The following is a 21,892-nucleotide window of genomic DNA, read 5'->3' on the forward strand; positions in this document are numbered from 1 at the left end:
CAGGGCTCCAGATATCCAACGTACTTCTACTGAATTTTTAAAAAGCACATCAAAAAAATTTGTCGAAAAATACGAAACTACTAATTTCGATCCTTCGTAACCGACAGTACTGTACATGTTATATTAGACCCCAAACCCCAATTCAAATGATGCTTACTTGTATTTAGTAGCAGAATACACGTATTCTTAAACCCCAAATTGAAAGTCAATGTTAACACTCCAAAAGTCGTTCCGCTATGCAGCGGACCCTACTAAGCTGCCGTTTAGTAAAGTTCCCATCAACGTCAGTTATCCTGTATTCACGTTTAATGTAAGCGACACAGGCGGACAAGTGACCCGGGAAAAATCCGCTACCAACACCATTACCTTTTCTCAACAGGTAGCAGGTACGGAATATTTTACCGCACTGCCAGAAGGTAGCATGTTTAGTAATGCCTTTGATTTACTAAATAGGTTTTTCCAGTTTAATTTTAATTCTCCCGCGCCTACAAACGTCACACTGAGCGACCTTACTGTTACTATGCAGGCGATGTATGGCAGCTCGGCCGTTACGCCAGATACCACTATCCTGGAAGGTATCTATTTTCTAAAAGACCTGGAACCTGTGCAAAGGCTGACCAGGCGCCTGGATACCAGGGCTGCAGATGGAAATGCGGAATTGTATATCAATAAAAATCTTTATCTGGTCAATAAAACCGTCTTCAAAAAGTTCCTGGAAAAATTCGGGAACATCTCTGCTGAACCAGAAGGATTCTACCTGTTATATACGATCAATCAACTGATAGATCTCAACGGCAAAGCGCCTGCGCTACGCACAGATATTGATGAACCGTTGAAATCAAAGATGATCGCTATCTTAATCAGCCTCGGCGTGCAGGAGTCAGCCGTTAAAAACGTCATCGACTATACGATTACCAACTTCGCACAGCTGTTTGATTTTCCTTTGCTAATGCCAGAACAAAAGACCGTAGATATTAGCGGCACCTTTGAGGTAGTTAGCGGAGATAATACAGAAGTAGGTTTTACCGACCTGTTGCTATTTGATTTGTCTGTAGAATTTTCCACCTACATTGCAGACAATACTTCCCTGATGCAGATCCAGCATTTCGATTGGATGGCGCATAAAACAGATTTCCATAGCGGCAAGATCAAATTTTCCTTCACCCAGGAAAACCCGATACTGCTCAGCAGTGTAGACGGGAACGTGTCGGTGAAGGTCAAAAATTTTGATAAGACAATCATCTGGTCAAAAGATTACAAAGCAGATGACCTCGCACTCGGAAAACTTGCAATCACAGTACCACTGCAACGCCCCAACGTTATTACCACCGGGGATAAAAGTGGCAGCAAAGATGAAAATAAACGCCTGAGAGGGCAGCTGGTAGAACTTAGCAAGAAGTGTAACCTGAAAGGTGTTACTGTATTAGTGCAGGCTAAAAAAGGGGCAGACCAGCCCTGGCAGATAGTTGGCGCCGCTGAAGCTGATAGTGCCGGCAATTTCTCTATGGCCTATCCTTTTGGCGTGTACATTGCAGCTCAAGCATTGGTATCATTGACGCCTGAAAGTCCGGTGGATATTGCCACTGATTCAGCTACCAAAAACAACCAGTCTATTTCCAGCGACTTCCTCTATCTGCTGGTGAAAGGCGCTGATTGCGATTCTACAGGCGACAGTCATGGCGATGATGACTGCGAATGTCACTCCGTTAAAAAATCAGGCAGGCTACCCGCCCAGGAAGACCTGATCAATTCTGATCAATATTCACAAGACATAGGCGGTTCCTGCGTAAATCTCTCCACTCCTAATCGTACATTAAGAGAATATACGCACCATGCGATCGTTCGTACATCCGATCCGGATGTTGCCAACTATACCTTGCGCAAGCTGGAAAATGGCAGCTTCGAACTGGTAGGTGACAACAAAAAAATCAAACGTGCCGGTGTGGACCTCGATAATCCTGTTCGCTGGCAGGATGCGCCAGATGCAGGTGATAATCTCTCCTTTTATCAATCTGTAACCGTAGCCACTGGTCATATTCTGCATTATAAGTCAGAGTTTAAAGCCGATGGTTATTCTATGGGAGATCTGCTGTATTCCTTAGCCCTGGCTCCCGGACAGAAAAAACAGATGGTGGTGATCGATGCAAACCATTCAATTGTTGGCGCGGAGAATCAGTCGGTGGCACAAGGTGAAACCTTAGCAGCCAACCTACTCAACGAACGTAGTATCACGGACCAGCTGGGTGGTAATATCAGCGAAGCAATGCGAGGTAGCAGCACAGCGTCTACCAGCGGCGTCAGTGCCGGTTTAGGCGTTGGCGTTAGCTATGGCGGCATAGGTGCAGCGCTGGGCGTTGCCGGCGGATATTCGAATGCCAACTCTTCTGCTTCTCAAAACAGCTCCCGCAATGTGTCGCAGTTCTTTGGTGAAAGGCTGCGCCAGTCTATCATGCAAAACGCAGAAAGTTACCGGCAACTAAATGCCTCTGTAGTTACCTCTGTGCAGGAAGGCCAGACTTACGGCGCTACCGCAGATGTGGTGGCCAACCATAACCACTGTCATGCACTGACGATGATGTACTTTGAAGTACTGCGTCACTTCGCCATCTACCAGGAGCTGGTTAATGTGGAAGAATGTGTGTTTGTGCCGTTGCTGATGACCAATTTTACCACGGAAAATATCTACAAATGGTCAGATGTATTGGCAAAAAACCTGCTGCCAATGTCTTCCAACACTTACCTGAAACCTTTCAGTTATATCGCCGGAAGACCGCAGCATCCTTTGCTCAAAGCTTTTGACGCCAATGAGCGCATCAAAACAAACTATGTGCATGTAGATTATCCAACAGGCAGCTACGACCAGGAACAAATCAGTTTCCTCAAAGGCTATATCAACCTGCGTACAAATCTGCAAAGACCAAAAACAAAATACGATCGCATCAAATCCCTGCCTATCATCACCAAAACAGTGACTAAAGAGGTAACAGATGCACGTAGTATCGCGAAAAGCGCCATGCTGGGCATTATGACAGGAGGCCTGTCCTTCCTGTTTGGATCTGATGGTTCGCATACGGAAACAGAAGAAATTCTGGCTAAAGAAAAAATCTTCGATTCCTTTATGCAGCTGGATGCTAATTACGAATATGTGCCTCCTGCGAAATGTATAAGGGTAGTGAATTTTGAAGCATTCAGCATCAAATTTTCCGGTATCAGCATCAACATTTCTCCAATAGACTTTTTCCAGAATGGTATTATAGATAAAAAACTCTGGGATGCCTATGCGAGCATCCTCGGTTATAAGAGTACCCTGGAAATGCTGGACTATTACTTCAAAGGAAGGCTGATCTCCGAGTGGGACGATATCTACTACAATGATATTGCACCAGTAGTTTTTGATAAGATAGTAGATAGTATCCGCATGGAATACATCGCTACTGATATGACCAGCACTTCCCGCTACAAAGGTGGTGAACGTGTGATGAGCATTAACTTTGAAGGCACTACCAACAAACGCAGGATAGATTTCCCGCTGACCATGAAACTGTTCTGTAACAGTCCGGTGGTGAAAACCCTCAAAGACCTGGTGACACTAACGGTAGAGAACGTACGAATTGCCTACTCTACGCCTCACTTCAATGGCCTCTTATACGGCGGCAGTGTTGGCGACGATCTCCTGGACGACACCATGCTCTATATTCCGGAGAATGCAGAAGAGAAAAAAGACCCGCGCAAAGAAGACCGTTATCTTGTACAGAAGCTGATAGAACACCTGAACAGTAACCTGGAACATTACAACAAAGCGCTGTGGTATAACCTCGATGCAGACAGGAGATACATGCTACTGGATGGTTTCAACATACAGATATTTAATGATTTTGGTATTCCGGTTGGGTTTAGAAGTCTGGCCTCCGTGGTAAAAAATCAACTGATGAGTATTGTCGGCAACTCTCTGGTATTGCCAGTGGCGCCGGGTTACAAGGTGAGTCAGTCGTTCATTACTGAAAAAACCGGGGATGGTGTGGAGCAGGAAGTAACCCTGTTAGACCACTACCAGCCGCTTACACCAGTACCACCATATCGTATCAGCGTGCCTACAAGAGGTGTGTTTATGGAAGCGGTACAAGGCGCCTGCGATGCATGTGAGAAAGTGAAAGAGAATTCATCACAGGACTGGACGAAATTCCCAACAGACGAGCCTTCTCAGATTAATGCAATCACACCGCCGGTACCTACGGTTACCGACTGGAAGGCAGCCTTTAAGGACTTTGCCACTCCTATCGTTAATATTCAGAATGCACCAGCAACGCCAGAACCTGGATCAGGTTTGGCCGGTATTACAGAACTGCTGGGTAAAGCAGGCATCTTCAAAGATATCACCGGACTGGATGCTAACCAGCAGAATGCTATCAAGACTTATCTCTCTAACCAGGAAAATGCGAAAGCATTTGCTGAAATGGCAAAGAGCATGGCGATGCAGGGACATAATACGGACAACTCATCCAAAATTATGGATACCCTTAAAACCGCTAAGGATTCAGGTGCTATCAGCAACGAGGATTATGGCAAACTGGTGAAAGAACATTTGCAGCAGCAAATTGATGGCGGCGCCAGCAAAAAAGCTGAGCTGGAAAAAGATAAAGCTGCACAGAAACCTACGCTGACAGATGCCGCAGTAAAAGCTGCGGACCAGGGCAAAGATGTGAAAGCACAGAAAACAGATGCGGAAGGCAATGTTGAATCTGTGGAAATCAGCAGCAGTGGAAAGAATGGTAACGTACTTGCTTCAGTAGACGGCGTACCTAAAATGTTACAGGATAACAGGCTCGCCTGCTGGGCTACTGCAGCCACTATGATGATAAACTGGAAATTGAAGAAAACGATGTCTGTACCAACGGTGCTGGCGCTGGCTGGAGATGAATATCTGGATAAATTCAATAATAAGCAAGGGCTGAAATCCAGTGAGAAAGAAGCGTTTATCGGCAGACTGGGCATGGTAGGTGAATCACCTGCGGATTATCCATTGCAGCAGTATATCGATTGGATGAAGACATATGGCCCGCTGTGGATCACCATGGATGCCAGTATTGCCGAAGGTCTGTTCTCACCACATGCACGCATCCTGACGAGAATTGAGGGTACTGGCAACCCAACTGGAACAGGTACTTTCTTTGTGTTCAACGATCCAGCTACCGGCACTGAAAAATCAATGGCATTCCTGGAATTCATCGCACAATTTGAACAGATGGCAACGGATAATAAATCCGATAACCTCTTTGTACAAGTGGTGCATTTTAAAGATAAGATCGATGAGGATGCAGAAGGATACCAGGTCCAGGGGCCTTGGAACGTACACAATGCCGTGCATGAAAATATCACCCTTGCAGCATTGATCAAATCAGCTGTAGGCACACCAGCCAGTACCAAAGTAGGCAGCGACTCCGCTACGAATGAATTCTTCCGCGGGGTAATGTGGAATGATGACCCGGCCGTTCTTTTGTTTGATGAAAATAAATATGATAACTGGGACTTCTCCAGCGGCATTATCTGGAAGAATAAATTTGATGCTGGCGGTAAAGCCAGTGCGAACGACCTGAAAAATCTTACAGGAAGGTCGCACTACTGGGACTTACAATTCTTACACGCTATGTCTGCTGCGGTAGGTGAAGATCCTAAAGATACGCAAGCCAAGATACTACTGTGGGTAGAAACCATGTATAAGTTATCTATCGGTGAAGGCATCATGGATACTGACACATTGAAATCAATACCGGTAACGGCTAAATTCGGTAGCACTACTTACACGATGAACACCTTCTTCACCGCGGCTTCCGACCCTACAGATACGGATACCATCAATACTTTGCTTAACCGCAATACAAAATGTGTATTCCTTAATAATTCCAGAAGGGCCATCGGCTCTGTCATGCACCTGATACAGGATTCCTTTGCAAAAGGGCATGTAAAGCGTGTACTGAAAAACCCTGGCGACCTGAAAACCGGCTCTACAGATCAGTTCCAGCCTGGAAAATATGGCGACTACGGCGATATCCAGAACTTCCATTGCTACAAAGGCCAGAATCATACAGAGCATGACAAATATGATGATTATGATGCCAGCCTTTTCGATACCAGCAAATTGGAAACCTTCAATGGCTTGATCGGCGCAAGAAATTCCATTGATTTCTGTGTTCGTTTGCTGAATTTCTGGAAAGCTAAAACACCGTATTCCAGTGGCCCTAAAGTGATGTTTGAAAATGAAATTTTCAAACTCGCTCCTGGCGCAACGCCTTCGGATACGTCGTTGTAGTAATTGTGTAAGTACTGTTAGCATTTATAGTAAGGTGGCCTCAGCAAAGGCCACCTTACTGATTTTTATAGTGATCTCTTTTAAAAGCATTTGAATAATTACTACCTTCAATAACTATTTACGCATTTTTTTAAAATATCAATTTCATCCTATGATTACTAATATCTCCAAAATAACTATCAATGCCGGACAGCAGAGAGTCTGGGATGTACTTACCCAACCAGCGCTGGTAAAGCAATGGCAGTATAACAGCGACCTGGATACAGATTGGGCTGTAGGCAGTAAGATAGTATTCAGCAGTAAGTGGGGCGACCAGGAATATAAACAGTGGGGTACTGTGTTGGCCTATCATCCGCCACATCAGCTGTCATATAGCTTGTTTGCGCCAAGGCCTGACCTACAGGACATTCCAGCGAATTATTTTGTAATGAAATATATACTGGAAGAAGTAGACGGACAAACGAAACTGGAAATCCGTATGGAAGACTCCCGGCCAGTGGCGGTTCAGGAACCTGAGCAAGGAGAAGAAAGTCCGATCCTACAACAACTAAAACAGCTGGCAGAAAGCGAATAGTAGCTTTTTCCGTAAAAATAATTGTATGATTCTTCCTGTGGTTACAACCCGGAAGAATCATTTCTTTTTGGAGCCGTTGCGGACACAGTAATTTTTTTTACTTCCTGTTAAAAGAATTAAACTTGCAGTTGGTGCTGGCGGAGGATGCAACATTCCTATTCTTGCAGCTGGCAATGGCGGGAGATCAGCTCCCAGGGGTAAAAAGTATGCGAAATATAATCACCATCAACGACGTTCATCAGCAATTTGCTGACTATTTTGATCATCCGGATTTAAAACCATTTTTGTATCTGCTGTCCAAAAAGCTCAGTGAGGGCCACATATGCCTTGACCTGAACAACCTGCATGCAGAACAGGAACAGCTACCGGAGTATTATAGTTTTCGCGAAAACGCCGCCGCAGCGCTGTTACATCAGCCCCTCATCGGCACTGCCGACGCACTTAATAAGCCGTTCATCGTACACAAACAGAAGCTGTACATGCAACGTTATTACCTGTACGAAACTTCTTTGCTGCGATATATCCGCAATTTCCTGGCTGCCGAGGCGCCACTGCGTGAAGAAAGAGCTGCCGCATTGTTGCAGCATAGTCAGCTGATACAACAACTATTTCCTGCAGATACCAGCCTGACAGCGGCTGATGATCCTGTAGACTGGCAGCTGGCAGCGGCTATCACGGGAATATTAAATAATTTCACCATCATTACCGGAGGGCCAGGAACAGGTAAAACCACTACCGTAGCCAAAATTCTGGCGCTCTTATATACGATAGATCCATTTCAGAAAGTAGCGCTGGCAGCTCCTACAGGCAAGGCCGCAGCGAGGATGGCCGAGAGTCTGCGCAATGCCGCCATACCCAAGGATCCGCATATGGCAGCAAAATTCCAGGACCTGACACCATCCACCATTCATCGGCTGCTTAAACCAATGAGAGGCACCCCCTACTTCCGTCACAACGAAGAAAATCCACTCAACTACGACGTCATCATCCTGGATGAGTGCTCCATGATAGATCTGGCATTGTTTACCAAAATGCTGGCTGCCATAAGACCTACCACGAGGATCATCCTGCTCGGTGATAAAGACCAGCTGGCCTCAGTGGAAGCTGGTAGCCTCTTTGGAGATCTCTGCCAGGCCCTGGAAGCGCTGAATTATTTCTCCGTACCACTGGCCGCGCTGATAAATAAATTCGCCAGCCATCAAGGACAAATTACTACCATCTCCAACGGCTCCTCACATCCGTTATTTGAACATGTAGTGGAGTTGCGCCGTAGCCGCCGTTTTACCGGCAATACCGGCATTGGTAAATTCAGTAAGGCTTTGATCCAGAATAATACGGCCATCATCCGGGAAATGATGGCTCCCGGCGCTGATGAACAGGTGGTTATTGACACCGCCTATTCAGAAGAGATATTCGAAGATTTTATAACGGGTTACACCTCTTTCATACAAGAGAAAGACACCCTCGCCGCTTTGCGCAAGATGAATGAGCTACGTGTACTCGTGGCTATCCGCGATGGCTCCCAGGGCTTATCTTCCATCAACAGACGTATTGAGAAATATCTTTCTGATAAAAAATATCTGCACCTCACATCAGCATTTTATGAAAACAGACCGTTGATGCTGACAAAAAATTACTATGAGCATGGTCTTTTCAATGGCGATACCGGTATTATCCGCCCAGATGAAAACGGCGTGCTGATGGCCTGGTTCGAAGATAGTGATGGTCAGCTGATCAGTGTTTTTCCCGGTTACCTGACGCTCGCAGAAACAGCATTCGCAATGACCATCCATAAAAGCCAGGGTTCTGAATTTGGTAAAGTGTTGGTGGTACTGCCTTCTACAGAAGTACCATTGCTGACGAGAGAACTGGTATACACGGCCGTGAGTCGAGCCAGGAACAAGGTATACGTGCAAGGCAGCACGGAAACCATCCTGCTGGCGGCGCAGAAATTCGTGGACAGAGGCTCCGGCATTAATGCGCGCATCGCAACAGAGATCAGCAACAACTAAAAAATTATTATGTCATTATACCTGAAGGTTTCAAATGCGTTGAATAGTCTGGCGAAAGGCCTGATAGACGACCTGCATCATGCTGGCAACGGCGTGTTTGAGCCTCACTATATCGTTACGCAAACAGAAGGGATGAACAACTGGCTCAAACTGCAACAGGCCTATCGCCAGGGCATTGCGGCCAACTCTCGTTTTCTGAAGCCTAACGATCTACTCTTTCATCTCTACATGTGGCTGGGAGGCCCGAGTATCAATGTGATGTCTTCCCAAAACCTTAGCTGGCTGATTTTTAAGCTGCTGGGAGAAAGAGAATTTATTGACCGCTATCCTGAAGTGGCCGACTACTATCTCAATCATGGAGATGAAAGCAACCTGAAAAAAATGGTGCTGGCAGAAAAGGTAGCGGATTTACTCGATCAGTACCAGGTATACCGCCCCGAGATGATACAAACCTGGAGCCAGGCAGATCCTAACACGCTCCAAACGGAGGAATGGCAGGAATGGCTATGGGCAAGGGTTAAACAGCTCTCCGGTGATGCGCTGCCCGATAAAACCCTCATCGGAAACTATATACTCGATGCACTTCAACAGCCCGAGAAGCATGAGGTATTGCGCGCCAGGATCCCCGCTGTACATGTGTTTGGCTTATCCATCATGACAGCCTACCACATCAAGATATTGCATGAACTCTCTGCCGTGATAGATATTCATTTCCATATCCTCAACCCCGCTCCTGGCGTATTCTGGTTTGAAGAGAGAAATGAAAAACAACTGGCACGTTGGCGTGCCAAAGGATTGAAAGACCTGGAAGAGCAAGCTACCATAGGTAATGCACTACTCACCGGCTGGGGCAAAGTGATTCAAAATAGTTTCCGACTATTTTTTGCATACGACAATTTTATCAACGCCTATGAAGAAGTAGACGTAGTAGAGCCCAATCCCAATACGCTGCTACGTAAAGTACAGCATGATATTTTTTCGAGCGCCACCAGCAGCCGATACCAGCTTTCTATGAAAGATGTCCAGGACGGCTCCGTAACCATCAATTGCTGCTATACCCCCGTGAGAGAAGTAGAGGCGCTGTACAATTACCTGGTGCATCTCTCTGATAAACGAAAAGAGCTATTATCTCCGCGCGAAATAGTTGTGATGGTATCTGACATCGATGCATATGCGCCTTACATCAAGGCAGTATTTAACCACGCACCGCATCGCTTCCGGTATACCATCGCCGATGAAAGCTATACCGATAACGATAACATCTTCAACGCCCTGCAGGCTATCCTCCAACTGGACGAAGAAAACTTCACCGCAGAAACGGTGATGCAGCTGCTGGACTTTTCGTATATCCGTCAGCGTTTCAACCTGCAAAACCCGTTGACCATACGCCCAATCGTAGAAGCTGCCAATATTCGTTTTGGGATTGACGGCTCCGCCAATGAACAAACCCATTATGTAAGCTGGAAATACGGCATACAACGCATTATGTTTGGCATCTGCATGAGCGGTGAAACTGAATACGGCCAGGATGCAGACAGCTTCTTCCCACTGGACCTCGTAGAAGGACGCGATGCTTATGACATTATCCGCTTCTGCCATTTTGCGAAAGTCCTGATATCCGCTATAGAAGGCCGCCGGCAGTCGCGCTCCATCACCGACTGGGTAAGCTATACCGAACAGGTACTGCATAGCCTCATCTTCGAACAACAGGATGAAACAGATGAAGACTACGCCTCGCTCATCAAACAACTAACAGACTTCAACATCTTACATGAATATATTGAAGATACCGTACCATTCAATGTTTTTGTACATAGCCTGTTAAATGTGATCAGTGGCACTACCCGCGCCAGCCTGTTTGCCAACGGTGGTATTACATTTTGTTCTCTGATCCCGATGCGTTCTATTCCTTTCAAAGTGGTAGCATTGCTTGGATTGAACCACGATAAATTTCCAAGAAAGGAAAATAAATCAGGTTTCGATATTATGTCGAAACAACCACAGCGCGGCGATCGTAACATCCGGGAAAATGATAAGCACCTTTTCCTGGAAACCATTATATCTGCCAAGGAATACCTGTACATCAGCTATGTGGGCCGTAGCGTAAAAGATAACACCACTATTCCACCGTCGGCCATGGTGGATGAACTCCTCGACTATATCGAAACGGGTGCCGGTGACACTACAGGCGCTATTCGCAAAGCGATGGTGCAATATCAGCCATTACAAGAATTCAGCAGAAAATATAATCTGCCTTCCTCAGGGCTTTACAGCTACCTCAATGCCAATACAGCTGCGAGTCTGCCTTTTATCAACCCGCATAAAACGGTGGAAATGCCAATGATGGAAGATTTCACGCTGGATATGCTGACCAACTTCTTCAAAAATCCTTTTAAAGCATATTATAACAGGGTGTTGGGCATCTACTTTAATGATAACCCGCTGCTGTTGAATGAAACGGAAATATTTAGTTTGGATAAACTTCAGCAATGGGGCCTGAAAAACCTGCTACTGCCCGTACAGGGCGTTTCAGCAGATACACAGGCTAGTCTGGTGAAGAAAGGAAAACTACCACTCAGCAATATGGCCTTTGTTGCGATCCGCCAGGTGGAAGACACCGTACATCCTGTACGTACGCTGCATGAGCAATGCACCGCAGGAAAAGACCCGGTACGCCTCGATTTCGACTTACTCGTAGATAATGTGCTGATGAAATGCAGTATAGATGAAGTCTATGATGGCCATCTAGTAAAGGTATCCTGGTCCAAAAATGAAGCACGCAACCTTATTGAAGCATATATCACTTACCTCGCGGGCGTTGCTGCTGGCGAGTTACATGGGATGATGTTTGTATCCGGTACGGCAAAAGAAAACGTTTTTGCGGCGACACCTGTTTCCAGGGAAACTGCGTTTAGCCGTTTACGTGACCTTATCCGGGTATATCAACAAGGCATGGAAGAAATTCTTCCCTTCTACCCCGACTTCAACATGGAGCCAAAGAAGATTGAAAAAATCGACAGTAAACTTTTTGCCAAACTGGTACAGGATAATCTCGACCCGTCCAAACGCAGCACCAACGATAAGTACGTGATGAGTGAATATGAAAACGGGTATTTTGAGAAAGAAGGCATTTCAGAAGCCTACAAGCAACTCTGTGAGCAACTGATTAAACCATTGGCAGAAATTTTTCCAGATTATTATAAATAAATATGACTACAGCGCGATATAAGAATTTTGAGGCCACCACGGTACCCATGGAAGGAAGTAACCTGATAGAAGCCAGCGCCGGCACAGGAAAAACTTACTCCATAGGCATCCTGGTATTGAGGTTGGTATTGGAAAAAAAGATTTCTGTAAAAGAAATTCTGATGGTAACCTTTACCAAAGCCGCTGTAGCAGAGTTGAAAGAACGTATCCGTAAATTCATGCGGCAAGCATACCAGGTGAGCTTCGGATATCCAGTAGATAATGACGATATCATTAACATGGTGCTGGAGGCCGGCGAGAGATCTGATCCTAAATCTGTCAATGAGCTGTTGCACGACGCGGTGTTATTACTCGATGAGATTTCTGTGCTTACCATCCACAGCTTTTGCCAGCAGATATTAAACGAATACGCTTTTGAAACAGACCAGCTTTTTGGAGCTGAAATGGTGCCCGACACCAGCCCCATCGTGGAAAGAGAACTGAATAAATTCTGGCGCAAACACATCACCACTCTACGTCCTGAGTTGTTACAACTCATCTGGGAAGAAGATATGCGTACGCATATGCAGGATATCCTGGAACAACATATGAGTGGTAAAAAGTACCTAGGATTTGAAGAAGGATATAACTATCATATCGGCGCTATTAAGCAGGAAGAATGGCTGGCGGAATATGAAGTGCAAGCGGTAAAACTCGCGGACATCACTACACAACTGCATGATTATATCTGTAAACATACACCAGACATCACTACACGATGCAGCAAAAATGCACATGCTAAAAAGGCGTTTGCTGAGCTCATCACGGTGCCGGAAGCCTTTGTAGACGCCATTCGCCTCAAGAAAAATTCAGCTAAGCCTCCTGGATATTTAACAGAGTTATTTCCTGAAATACTGGAATATATAGATCAACAGGAATTGATAGAAGTAGAAATACAAAAACTGGTTGGCGGTATCCACCATCGGCTGAATTGCTTTGCGATCAGCCAGGTAGCCAGTGGCGTGCATGGTTACATGACCAGGAATAATATCCTCGGCTATGATGACCTTATCACCAACCTGAACAACGCGCTGGTAAAACGCGATAATCCTGAGCTGGTAGCCAAACTCCAGGAAAAATACAAGGCCGTTTTTATTGACGAGTTCCAGGACACCGACCGTTTGCAGTACGAGATATTCAACAAGGCATTCGGTGAAAACACAGCACTGTTCTATATCGGCGATCCTAAGCAAAGTATATATGCCTGGCGTAAGGCCGACATATATACCTATTTCAGTGCGCGCAATAACGTACAGCATCTGTACAACATGAACTTCAACCGTCGCTCCTCCGAACCGCTGATAAGGGCCATGAACCAGTTTTTCATGCCATCACCCGACTTCGACACCTTTCAGTTTAGCGATGAACAAGATAGTATCCAATATATACATGTTGACAGTCCGCCGGACAATAACAAAGGTTTATTATATCATCATGAAAAACCGGAAATTCCTATTGCTATCTATGAAGGCAGTAATAAGCCCGAAATAGCGGCAGCAGTAGCAGCACAGGTAGGTCATCTGTTAATGGATCCTGGCTACCATATTCAAACGGAGGATGGTCAATCACGAGCTATTACGCCAGCAGACATTGGCATCCTGGTGAGAACAGGCAAGGAAGGGGCAGATGTAAAGCAGAAGCTCGCAAAGCTAGGCATACCAGCAGTTTCCATCGATGAATCGAAAGTACTGGACACCGCAGAGGCCCTGGAAGTATACTATCTGCTTGAAGCCATGGATAATCCCGACCGCTCTACGATTAATCGTGCGTTATTATCTACCCTTACAGGTTTTAGCGTAGATGATATCCTTCATCTCGATGATGAACTCGTGTTGGTATGCTTTGGTAAATACCGGGAGCAGGCAGATCGTAACGGCGTATATCCGGCACTGATGGCTTTCTTTTCCGACTTTGGCGTGAGAAATGTGCTAATGAAGGACAATAGCGGAGAACGTATTCTTACCAACCTATTGCAGGTTACAGAAATTGTGCATCAGGTGCAGAGTCGTCGTAACCTTTCTATGCGCGACCTTATCTCCTGGCTGAAACGCGGTATAGACGGCATGCCTGTGGAAGGCGACGAATATACGCAGCGCATGGAAAGTGATGAAGAAGCCGTAAAGATCGTCACCATTCACAAAAGTAAAGGTCTTGCCTATAATATTGTGTTCGCGCCATACCTGGATTTCACACAGAAAGATAGTCATGCCTTTGTGAGCTTCCGTGACCCTGCTACCGGTGAATACATCAGTACAGAAGAAGAGCGGCAAACGGATGAACAGCGCCATGCCTACCTACAGCAACAGGAACAGGAGAACAGGCGCCTGATATATGTGGCGATTACCAGGGCGGTATATAAATGTTATATCTTCCGAAACAATTATTATAAAAACTCTTCTCTGACGGCATTTACCAATGAACTGGCCAGTTTTGGGAGAGATAAGGAGTTGATAGATTTTGTCAACAACTTACCAGAGAAGCCAGAGCATCATTACCGGAAGCATAAATTACAAGAAGCGCCAGCAAACGTTTCCAAGGAAGTTTCTTTTCATCTGAAAGAAGAATACTGGCGCAAGCTGAGTTACACGATGCTCGCCGCTAAAGCAGAGCAAAAGCGCATTCCACGCGGCGATACCGCCACAGATGCCTACGACCAGTTTATATTTAATACGCTGCGTCGTGGCGCGAAAACGGGTAATCTGTTGCACTTTATCTTCGAAAATATCAGCTTTGCAGATGATACTAAATGGGAACATTGGCTGAAGGTAGCCATAGACAAGTTCCTTCCTGGCCAGGAAGAAGCTTATCTCCCGATGCTCCTTCAATTGGTGCAACACGTGGTAAAAGTGCCGCTCAGCACAGGAAAGCATGGTTTCCAGCTATCTGCTGTGTCGGGGTACAAGCGCATGACCGAATTTGAGTTCGACTTTCCGGTACCTGTTTTTCAGCTTAATGAGTTGAATGAGCTTTCCGAAGGCGGACTAACGGTAGGGGTTAAACGCTTTGCAGAGCTAGGCAGCCAGGAACTGGAAGGGATCATGAATGGTAAGATAGACCTCTTCTTTGAACATAATGGCCGCTACTATGTACTGGACTGGAAATCCAACTACCTCGGCGATCAGCTGGACGACTACCAGCGCAGCTCCCTGGAAGCAGAAATGAACAGCAACAACTACCACCTGCAATACCTTATTTATACGGTAGCCGTAAAGAAATACCTGGAGACAAGACTGCCGTCATTCAACTATGACCAGCATTTCGGCGGGATCTTCTACCTCTTTATCCGTGGCATAAGGAACTACGCAGATAACGGGATATACTATACGAAGCCGCCATTAGAAAAAATAAAGCAACTGGAAAAGCTGATCTCAATGCAGCGATAGGAACCATTTTAAGGGCTGTTGACATAGGGCTGTCACTGCCCTGATTTACTTTTGTTCCATCAATATTTCATTAGATAAATGGGTAGATATGGAAGCAGACATTCAAACACTTTACACATCACCGATCTGTTCGGTACATAATTTTCTTTGTCGATGCACTAGCTGTAGCATCTCTGAGAAGGAGTACCAGGAGACTTTCAGCATCGCATATATCCGTAAGGGTAATTTCAAATTTAAAGTATTTCGTAACGAGCTGGATGCCTATAGCGGCCTGTTTCTGGTGTGTAAGCCCGGATACGAGCAACAGGTGCGGCATGTTCATGATATCCCTGACCAATGCACGATATTTTCCTTTCCCGCAGATAGCTGTGCTTCGTTGATGGAGCATGCCGGTGCATTTGAATGGTTCTTCGGTAATCCGGATATTCAGTCTATTTTGGTAAAGGCTACGCCCGCGATGGAATCCTTGCATCAGCTTATTTTTCAGTCTTTACAACAGGCACGTGTCCCCTCCTTATGGACAGAGCAACTGATGATGGAGCTTTTCCTGCAATTGCTGAATACAGAGAGCAGTAACAGGAAATTACCTGTTTTGAATGACAGACAGAAAAGATATTACCTCCCTGTAATAGAAAATGTAAAGGATTATATCAATAGGCATTTCGAGGAGGAGATTAACTTGTCGCACTTGGCTGCTATAAGCCATATGAGCCCTTTTCACTTTAGCAGATTATTCAAAAACATGACTGCTACAGCACCTTATGGGTATCTTTTACAGGTGCGGTTAAACCATGCACATCTGCAGCTTCGCAATACGGGATTACCTGTCACCGATGTTGCCTTCACTACTGGCTTCAATAGCCTGGAGCATTTTTCTGCCGCCTATAAAAAGCAGTTTGGCAAATCTCCGCTGGCGGCGCGTTCTTAAAGTGCGCAAGATTCCTTAAATACATCCTGGCATCATCAGCTAATTTTGACATATCAAATGAATGATCAACTAAATTATTTTTTATGTCAGTTTATTATGTGAATAGTTACAACATTACCGACGCCGATGAGTATGCGAAATATGGCCCGCCGGTAGTAGCTTTATTACACAAATATGGCGCAGAAGTATTAGCTGCCGACCTGGAAGCCATTGGCGTAGAAGGTACGCCGAAACAGATGAATGCCATTATCCGCTTTCCTTCAGAAGCCGCTGCACTGCAATGTTACAGCGACCCTGAATATCAGCAATACAAACAGCTCAGGTGGAATAGCACCAGTGATACCACGATGCTGTTACTGCATGGATTGTAATTGTACAAAACGGCGACAGGCACGGGCCCTGTCGCCGTTCTTTTATTTCTATATACTTATCTTGAAAAACAGCTTACAAAACATTTTCTACAGATGTTTATCTAGTAACATATTAGAATCCCGGATATTAACAGTTTATATCGATAGGGCAATAATAGGTTGATGTATCTTACAGGCAGATATAAATACCTATGTTCATCTCCTTCGCTACCATTCAACGATTATCTTTTTTACTATTAATTGTATTAACAGGCAACAGCATAAGTGCGCAGGTGCACTATGAGCCGAGTATACTTGTTTTAACGCCAGGGAAAGTCACTGTCAGTGAGGAGGTTAAAAAAGAATATGATACTGCCAACAACAATAATATCGTTGCGATGCGCGACGATAATGCTGAGGACTATGCGCAGGCCCCCGCTAATATTCAGCTGATGCACACTAACCTTATCACCTACACGCGTCAGCTGAATGTATCGAAGATGTTCAGTTTCCAGGCTGCTGGTTATCTTTTTTACCGCTTTTTTGAACGTTTTAAAAACTTACTGGTGCTGGTAAAGGATACCAGTGCCGGGCCTGAAATAACAGCGCTTCAGGCGATAGCTTCGCAAGAAAACATGGAATACATCATCAATATTCCTGCGGTACTTTTTTTCATGAAAGATAACATACGCTACTGTAAGGCACGGTTTCAACTGTACGAAAAAAGCAGCAATTCTTTACTGATAAACGAAGAATACACCGGCAACGAAACTAATCCAGGATTTGAATTTGGCTGCCAGGAAGGCACGCTGGAATGTACGATCAGCAATGTACTTTCTCCTGCTTTAACGGATATTATTACACAGGTGGCACAGCATAACCCGACATTGAAAAGAGAGCAGGAATTAGCCGGTTTACGAAGGGAAGCATTAAAAAATATATTGTCTGAGAAAAAATATGACAGCATTTTAATTCGTCAGGTTATTCCTGATACCGACAACAAGATTCATCTCCAAGCCTTATACTATTGTCTCAACAGCCCCGACAACACACAGTTTGTAGGCTTCTTTCTGGAAGAGAAAAAGCTGGGAGATCTCAAGTCATTCAGCGAAAAAGGCGAAGATGAAAACATCACCATCAAGACCAACAAGGATATCCATGATAGCACTTATCTTACCAGCTTCCCATCTAACTATGGCTATATCGTAAAAGGCGTAAAGTATAAAAGCAAATGGTATTACAAGAAAGATAAGGTCACCTATTTTGATGCAGCATCACCAGCAGATGGGCCGCTGGAATATATGCAGCTGCTACAAAGGAATGATTTCTTTAAAGAGAATAGTGCAGATTATGACACAGCGTTCTGGAATGGCAACCTATTTAAAAAAATAATAGATCTTAGTAAAAGTCAGGTGGGGGCGGTAGGAAAAGAAATGCAGGCCAGCAAAGAGCGAGAAAACAGGAAGTACATTGGGTTATACGAAATAGTAGCCGATGAGCTGAAGAAAGAAAAAGCTACCGAAGCAAAAGCATTTGCGCTACATCATGGCAATACCATTCTGGAGCCGTTCTTCAAGCAACTGGCCGCAAATAAAAGCGATCATATTGAATATGATAAAATTTACGGCGAATTTGCACTGATATATCCAAAAGACCGTCATGTTATTCTGACGCCGATGAAATTGATCAGCGACAAGGGTAAGAAAACAATACATTATTATGTTTCATTTCCTGGTAACAAACAGGTATATGAATGGACATATTTTCCGGTAACGCCTGTAGGAGACATCGTTTATGAATATGTACCAGACACCATTGGAAGTCTTACCCAATGGGACTTTTCTTATTCATCACTTGATGATGATAATTTCTGGGAGAAATATGTTTTGTTGAAAGAAGGTAATGGTTATAAGTATCTGAAACAGGTAAATGCAAACTAAAGTTTGCATTTACCTGCTATTACAAGATGGAATGCAGTTTAATATCGTCAATAAAGAGTCGTTCTATCTTGTTCATTTCCTCGCAAAAAACCTGATACTTATTTGTTGATTGAGGTATGGGAAGCATCCAGATTTTCACTGCGCCACCATAGCCATTCAAAATACCTTTGTCGGCCGCCACTGCTGCTTGTGTAAGACTATCTGATGGGCAGATAAAGCCACCGATAGTTGCTTTCAATAGATACATATAGGTTATAAGCTGATGTTCATCCTCCCGGCCAATATTGTTTGGCCTTCTGTACTTGGCATCGAGTACAACTTCGTCTTTATAGAAATCGGGATACCTCTTACTTTCCTTTGTTTCTTTGAAAAGATAGATTGGATTTTTTCCTTTCTTATTCTGTGGATGAATAAATTCAAGCGGATGCAATAAAGTATGGAGATACTCTTCCCAAAGCCAGGCCCCGTCGAACAGCAGGCCATATACCTTGTCTTTTTCCGTGCCATACTTCAATCCTTCATATCGCAATATTCTTAGACAAATTTGTTGTAGCGGCCTATACTCCTGATAATATGGATGTACAAATGGTTTCGCATTATCAATGATAATATCGATTCTGTCTCTCCTATTGTAATTTGGAGTAGCCATAATAACCTGGTTGACGCAGGATTTGGTTTCCGAATCGTTATTCAGAATGGTATGACCATATTGGAATTGTTTGACGTGTTCGATCGTATGCCGGATTAATTGAGTAATCCGATTATCATAGCTAAAATCTCTTGTATTATATGCGATATTTCCTGCAAAGGGCAGATTTTTGCTAATATGTCTGTTGATATCGATTGCGCCACGAACATTGGTATTATTGTGTTTTCTATGGCGGTATTCTTTGAACAAGCCTTGTTTCAAGGCTTTCTTCAGGTAAAATGGGAGAAGATAATGCAAAAAATCAAATATGGTTTCGGAACTAAAACTATGTTTCAGATCAAACATATTAATAGCGAATACTTTTTGCAGCATAAAATGCAGGAAATAATCTTCCTTATCTTTGGCGAATCGGGATTGAATTGTTAGTTCTGTATCATTAACGCCAACAAATCCCATCATGTTTTCGGTAGTCAGGGTCGATTCCTGCAGAGAGAAAATACTTTTCTCTCCGATGCTGTCGCCATGGGCATTCAGAGAATGTGGAAACACCAACAGCTGCTTATTTTCCTCTAATTGCAGGTTTCTCACCTGCACATCAGCAATTTTTTTCAGGTTAGGGATATGCTGTTCATCTACCTGGTATTTGCCACAATTATTATCTGTAGTTTTAAGCATGACAGCCTAATTTAATTCACTGGGATTATACACAGTCTGTAAACTGTCTAATTCACTTTCCATATTAGGTAATCCCCTCAGGTATTCTGCCAATACACTTCTCAGATGATTATCCCAGAGCATATTGAAATTCCCTTCATAATTTTTTAGTGGAAGGAAATAGGCAGGACCGATATGATAGGAAGCATTTAAACCTGGAATTTTTTCTATCTGCTGGTTTATGCTGGTCATTCTTTGGAAGGCTTCCCTTTTCCATTTATCGATCGTCCCGTCCCACATGGAAATACGATCAACAGCCTTTATTTCTTTCCAGGCAAATCTTCTACGCATGGCAAAATCCATACTTTCCACACTTCTGTCTATATCATTCATGGTGCCGATGATATAAATATTATCCGGGACATAGAACCAGCCCTGGCCCAGGGTATCATCAAAAATTGTTTCGCCTGTTTGAATATTGGCATATTGCGTTTTTACTTTTCCATTTTTTCCTCTGTAACCGGGGTCTAGTGAGAAAAATAGCTCTCCAAATATTTTGGATATTTCACCACGATTTATTTCATCGATCACGAAAATGAAAGGATATTCTTTATTGCTTTCTGAAGCTATATCCAAGCGATAATTATTTTTTATATAGTCGCCAATAGCGGGAACATATGATGGCCAATCCTTTAACTTATTATAAATAACATAGTCCCGAATCATTTCTTTCGTCATCGTTATTCCACCACCCTCACCTTCCAGCGGATAAGCTACAAATGATTTATTACTATTGATTTGAACTTTGTACTCCTTCTTTTTTGCAGGTGTAGCAAATCTTATATCATTTTCTAAAATATCATTAATGGCTTTATTGTAGATTTCATCAAAATTGTCTCGTACCGGCTTTTCGATGGCGCGTTTACAAAAATCTTTGAAAATGCCATTATGCAAGTTAAACGTAACCTGACCATTTAAATTTTCTGCACGCAAGCCTTCTACAAAATCCGTATAATCGTAAGATGGATGGAACTGTACAAAACAGAAATGTTTTTCTAAAATTTGTTTTTCATCCGCTGTAAGTTCATTTTCGTGCTGTTTGTTAAACAATAAAGAGATGGCCATTTGCTTGGCAAGATATGTTTTACCAGTGCCTGGTGCACCAGTCAGAATAAGGTTTTTATTTGCTTTGAGCAGGTCGATATAGTCTTTCATTAGTGCTGTTTTTTGTTCGATTAAATACTTTCTTTCTTCAAAAAACTCATACAAATACCACGCAAAGAGGGAGCTATGCCATGGATGTTGAAATTGAATATTACTATTACAATATTCAATAAAATTGATATTATCTTGAAGCCAATGATTAATTGGTGATGGAAAATCAGGGCATAATCCCTGTATTTCCCACATAATATTATTCAATCTATCAGGCTTGGTGACGGTTGTAACAAAATTTGGTAAAAAGGCGGTGATTACTCTATTAGAAGCGGCCACCTTATTATCATTTGTATGATTTCTAAAAAACGACATCAATGCTGTATACTGTTCATCATTAATGCGGTTACTCTCGGCAATAGTTTTTAAGACAGGGGTTATTTCATGCCAGGAATCTTTGATACTTTTAAACTCTTCCCATTCAAAATTCTTTTGCGGCAAATTTGAAATTCCATTGTTTCTGGTTTGCTTTATCAACTTCCCTAATTCTACCTCTGACCAATTTTGTTCAATTGCTTGTTGTTTAAAGCTTTTTACACTTTCCTCATAACTATTGAACCAATCATAGTACACCCAATGTTCATCATTAATTGCATCGTTATAAATTTTTTGTAAAATATGCTCAGCCATCAAT

At 43.7% G+C, this 21,892-nt stretch carries 10 protein-coding genes; 8 read left to right on the top strand and 2 right to left on the bottom strand.

All coding sequences use genetic code 11. From position 1 onward, the window contains the following. Positions 1-208: 208 nt before the first annotated feature. The 8 genes from ACE38W_RS14205 to ACE38W_RS14240 all read left to right on the top strand — a co-directional run bounded on the left by ACE38W_RS14205 (position 209) and on the right by ACE38W_RS14240 (position 18,740). A complete protein-coding gene (locus ACE38W_RS14205; RefSeq protein ID WP_375831842.1) occupies positions 209-6,307 on the top strand; it encodes a papain-like cysteine protease family protein in 6,099 nt (2,032 codons plus the stop codon). A 151-nt stretch (positions 6,308-6,458) separates the two neighbouring features. Continuing rightward, complete coding sequence (locus ACE38W_RS14210) at positions 6,459-6,881, top strand: SRPBCC family protein (RefSeq protein WP_375831843.1); 423 nt, start codon at positions 6,459-6,461, stop codon at positions 6,879-6,881. Positions 6,882-7,087: 206 nt separating this feature from the next. Continuing rightward, positions 7,088-8,893 carry an exodeoxyribonuclease V subunit alpha gene (gene recD, locus ACE38W_RS14215; RefSeq protein WP_375831845.1) on the top strand — a complete coding sequence of 602 codons (1,806 nt, stop codon included), beginning with the start codon at positions 7,088-7,090 and terminating at the stop codon, positions 8,891-8,893. Positions 8,894-8,902: 9 nt separating this feature from the next. Further along, entirely contained in the window at positions 8,903-12,100 is a 3,198-nt protein-coding gene (recC, locus tag ACE38W_RS14220; protein WP_375831847.1) for an exodeoxyribonuclease V subunit gamma, read from the top strand. Between the two features lie 2 nt (positions 12,101-12,102). Beyond that, complete coding sequence (gene recB / locus ACE38W_RS14225; RefSeq protein ID WP_375831849.1) at positions 12,103-15,522, top strand: exodeoxyribonuclease V subunit beta; 3,420 nt, start codon at positions 12,103-12,105, stop codon at positions 15,520-15,522. 88 nt (positions 15,523-15,610) lie between these two features. After that, positions 15,611-16,450: a helix-turn-helix domain-containing protein gene (locus tag ACE38W_RS14230; protein WP_375831850.1), complete on the top strand. Its 840-nt coding sequence runs from the start codon at positions 15,611-15,613 to the stop codon at positions 16,448-16,450. Between the two features lie 83 nt (positions 16,451-16,533). Next, on the top strand, positions 16,534-16,821 hold the full coding sequence (locus ACE38W_RS14235) for a DUF1330 domain-containing protein (RefSeq protein WP_375831852.1): 288 nt from the start codon (positions 16,534-16,536) through the stop codon (positions 16,819-16,821). 191 nt (positions 16,822-17,012) lie between these two features. Beyond that, positions 17,013-18,740, top strand: coding sequence for a hypothetical protein (locus ACE38W_RS14240; protein ID WP_375831854.1), 1,728 nt, complete (start codon positions 17,013-17,015; stop codon positions 18,738-18,740). A 19-nt stretch (positions 18,741-18,759) separates the two neighbouring features. On the opposite strand, the gene ACE38W_RS14245 is transcribed toward ACE38W_RS14240, so the two are convergent. Beyond that, positions 18,760-20,064 (bottom strand): McrC family protein, encoded by a 1,305-nt coding sequence (locus tag ACE38W_RS14245; protein ID WP_375831856.1) that lies wholly within the window; start codon positions 20,062-20,064, stop codon positions 18,760-18,762. A 6-nt stretch (positions 20,065-20,070) separates the two neighbouring features. Then, positions 20,071-21,888, bottom strand: a complete 1,818-nt coding sequence (locus ACE38W_RS14250; RefSeq protein WP_375831858.1) for an McrB family protein — start codon at positions 21,886-21,888, stop codon at positions 20,071-20,073. Positions 21,889-21,892 lie beyond the last annotated feature (4 nt).

Origin of the sequence: Chitinophaga sp. Hz27 (assembly GCF_042263525.1) — a bacterium.
Taxonomy (GTDB): domain Bacteria; phylum Bacteroidota; class Bacteroidia; order Chitinophagales; family Chitinophagaceae; genus Chitinophaga.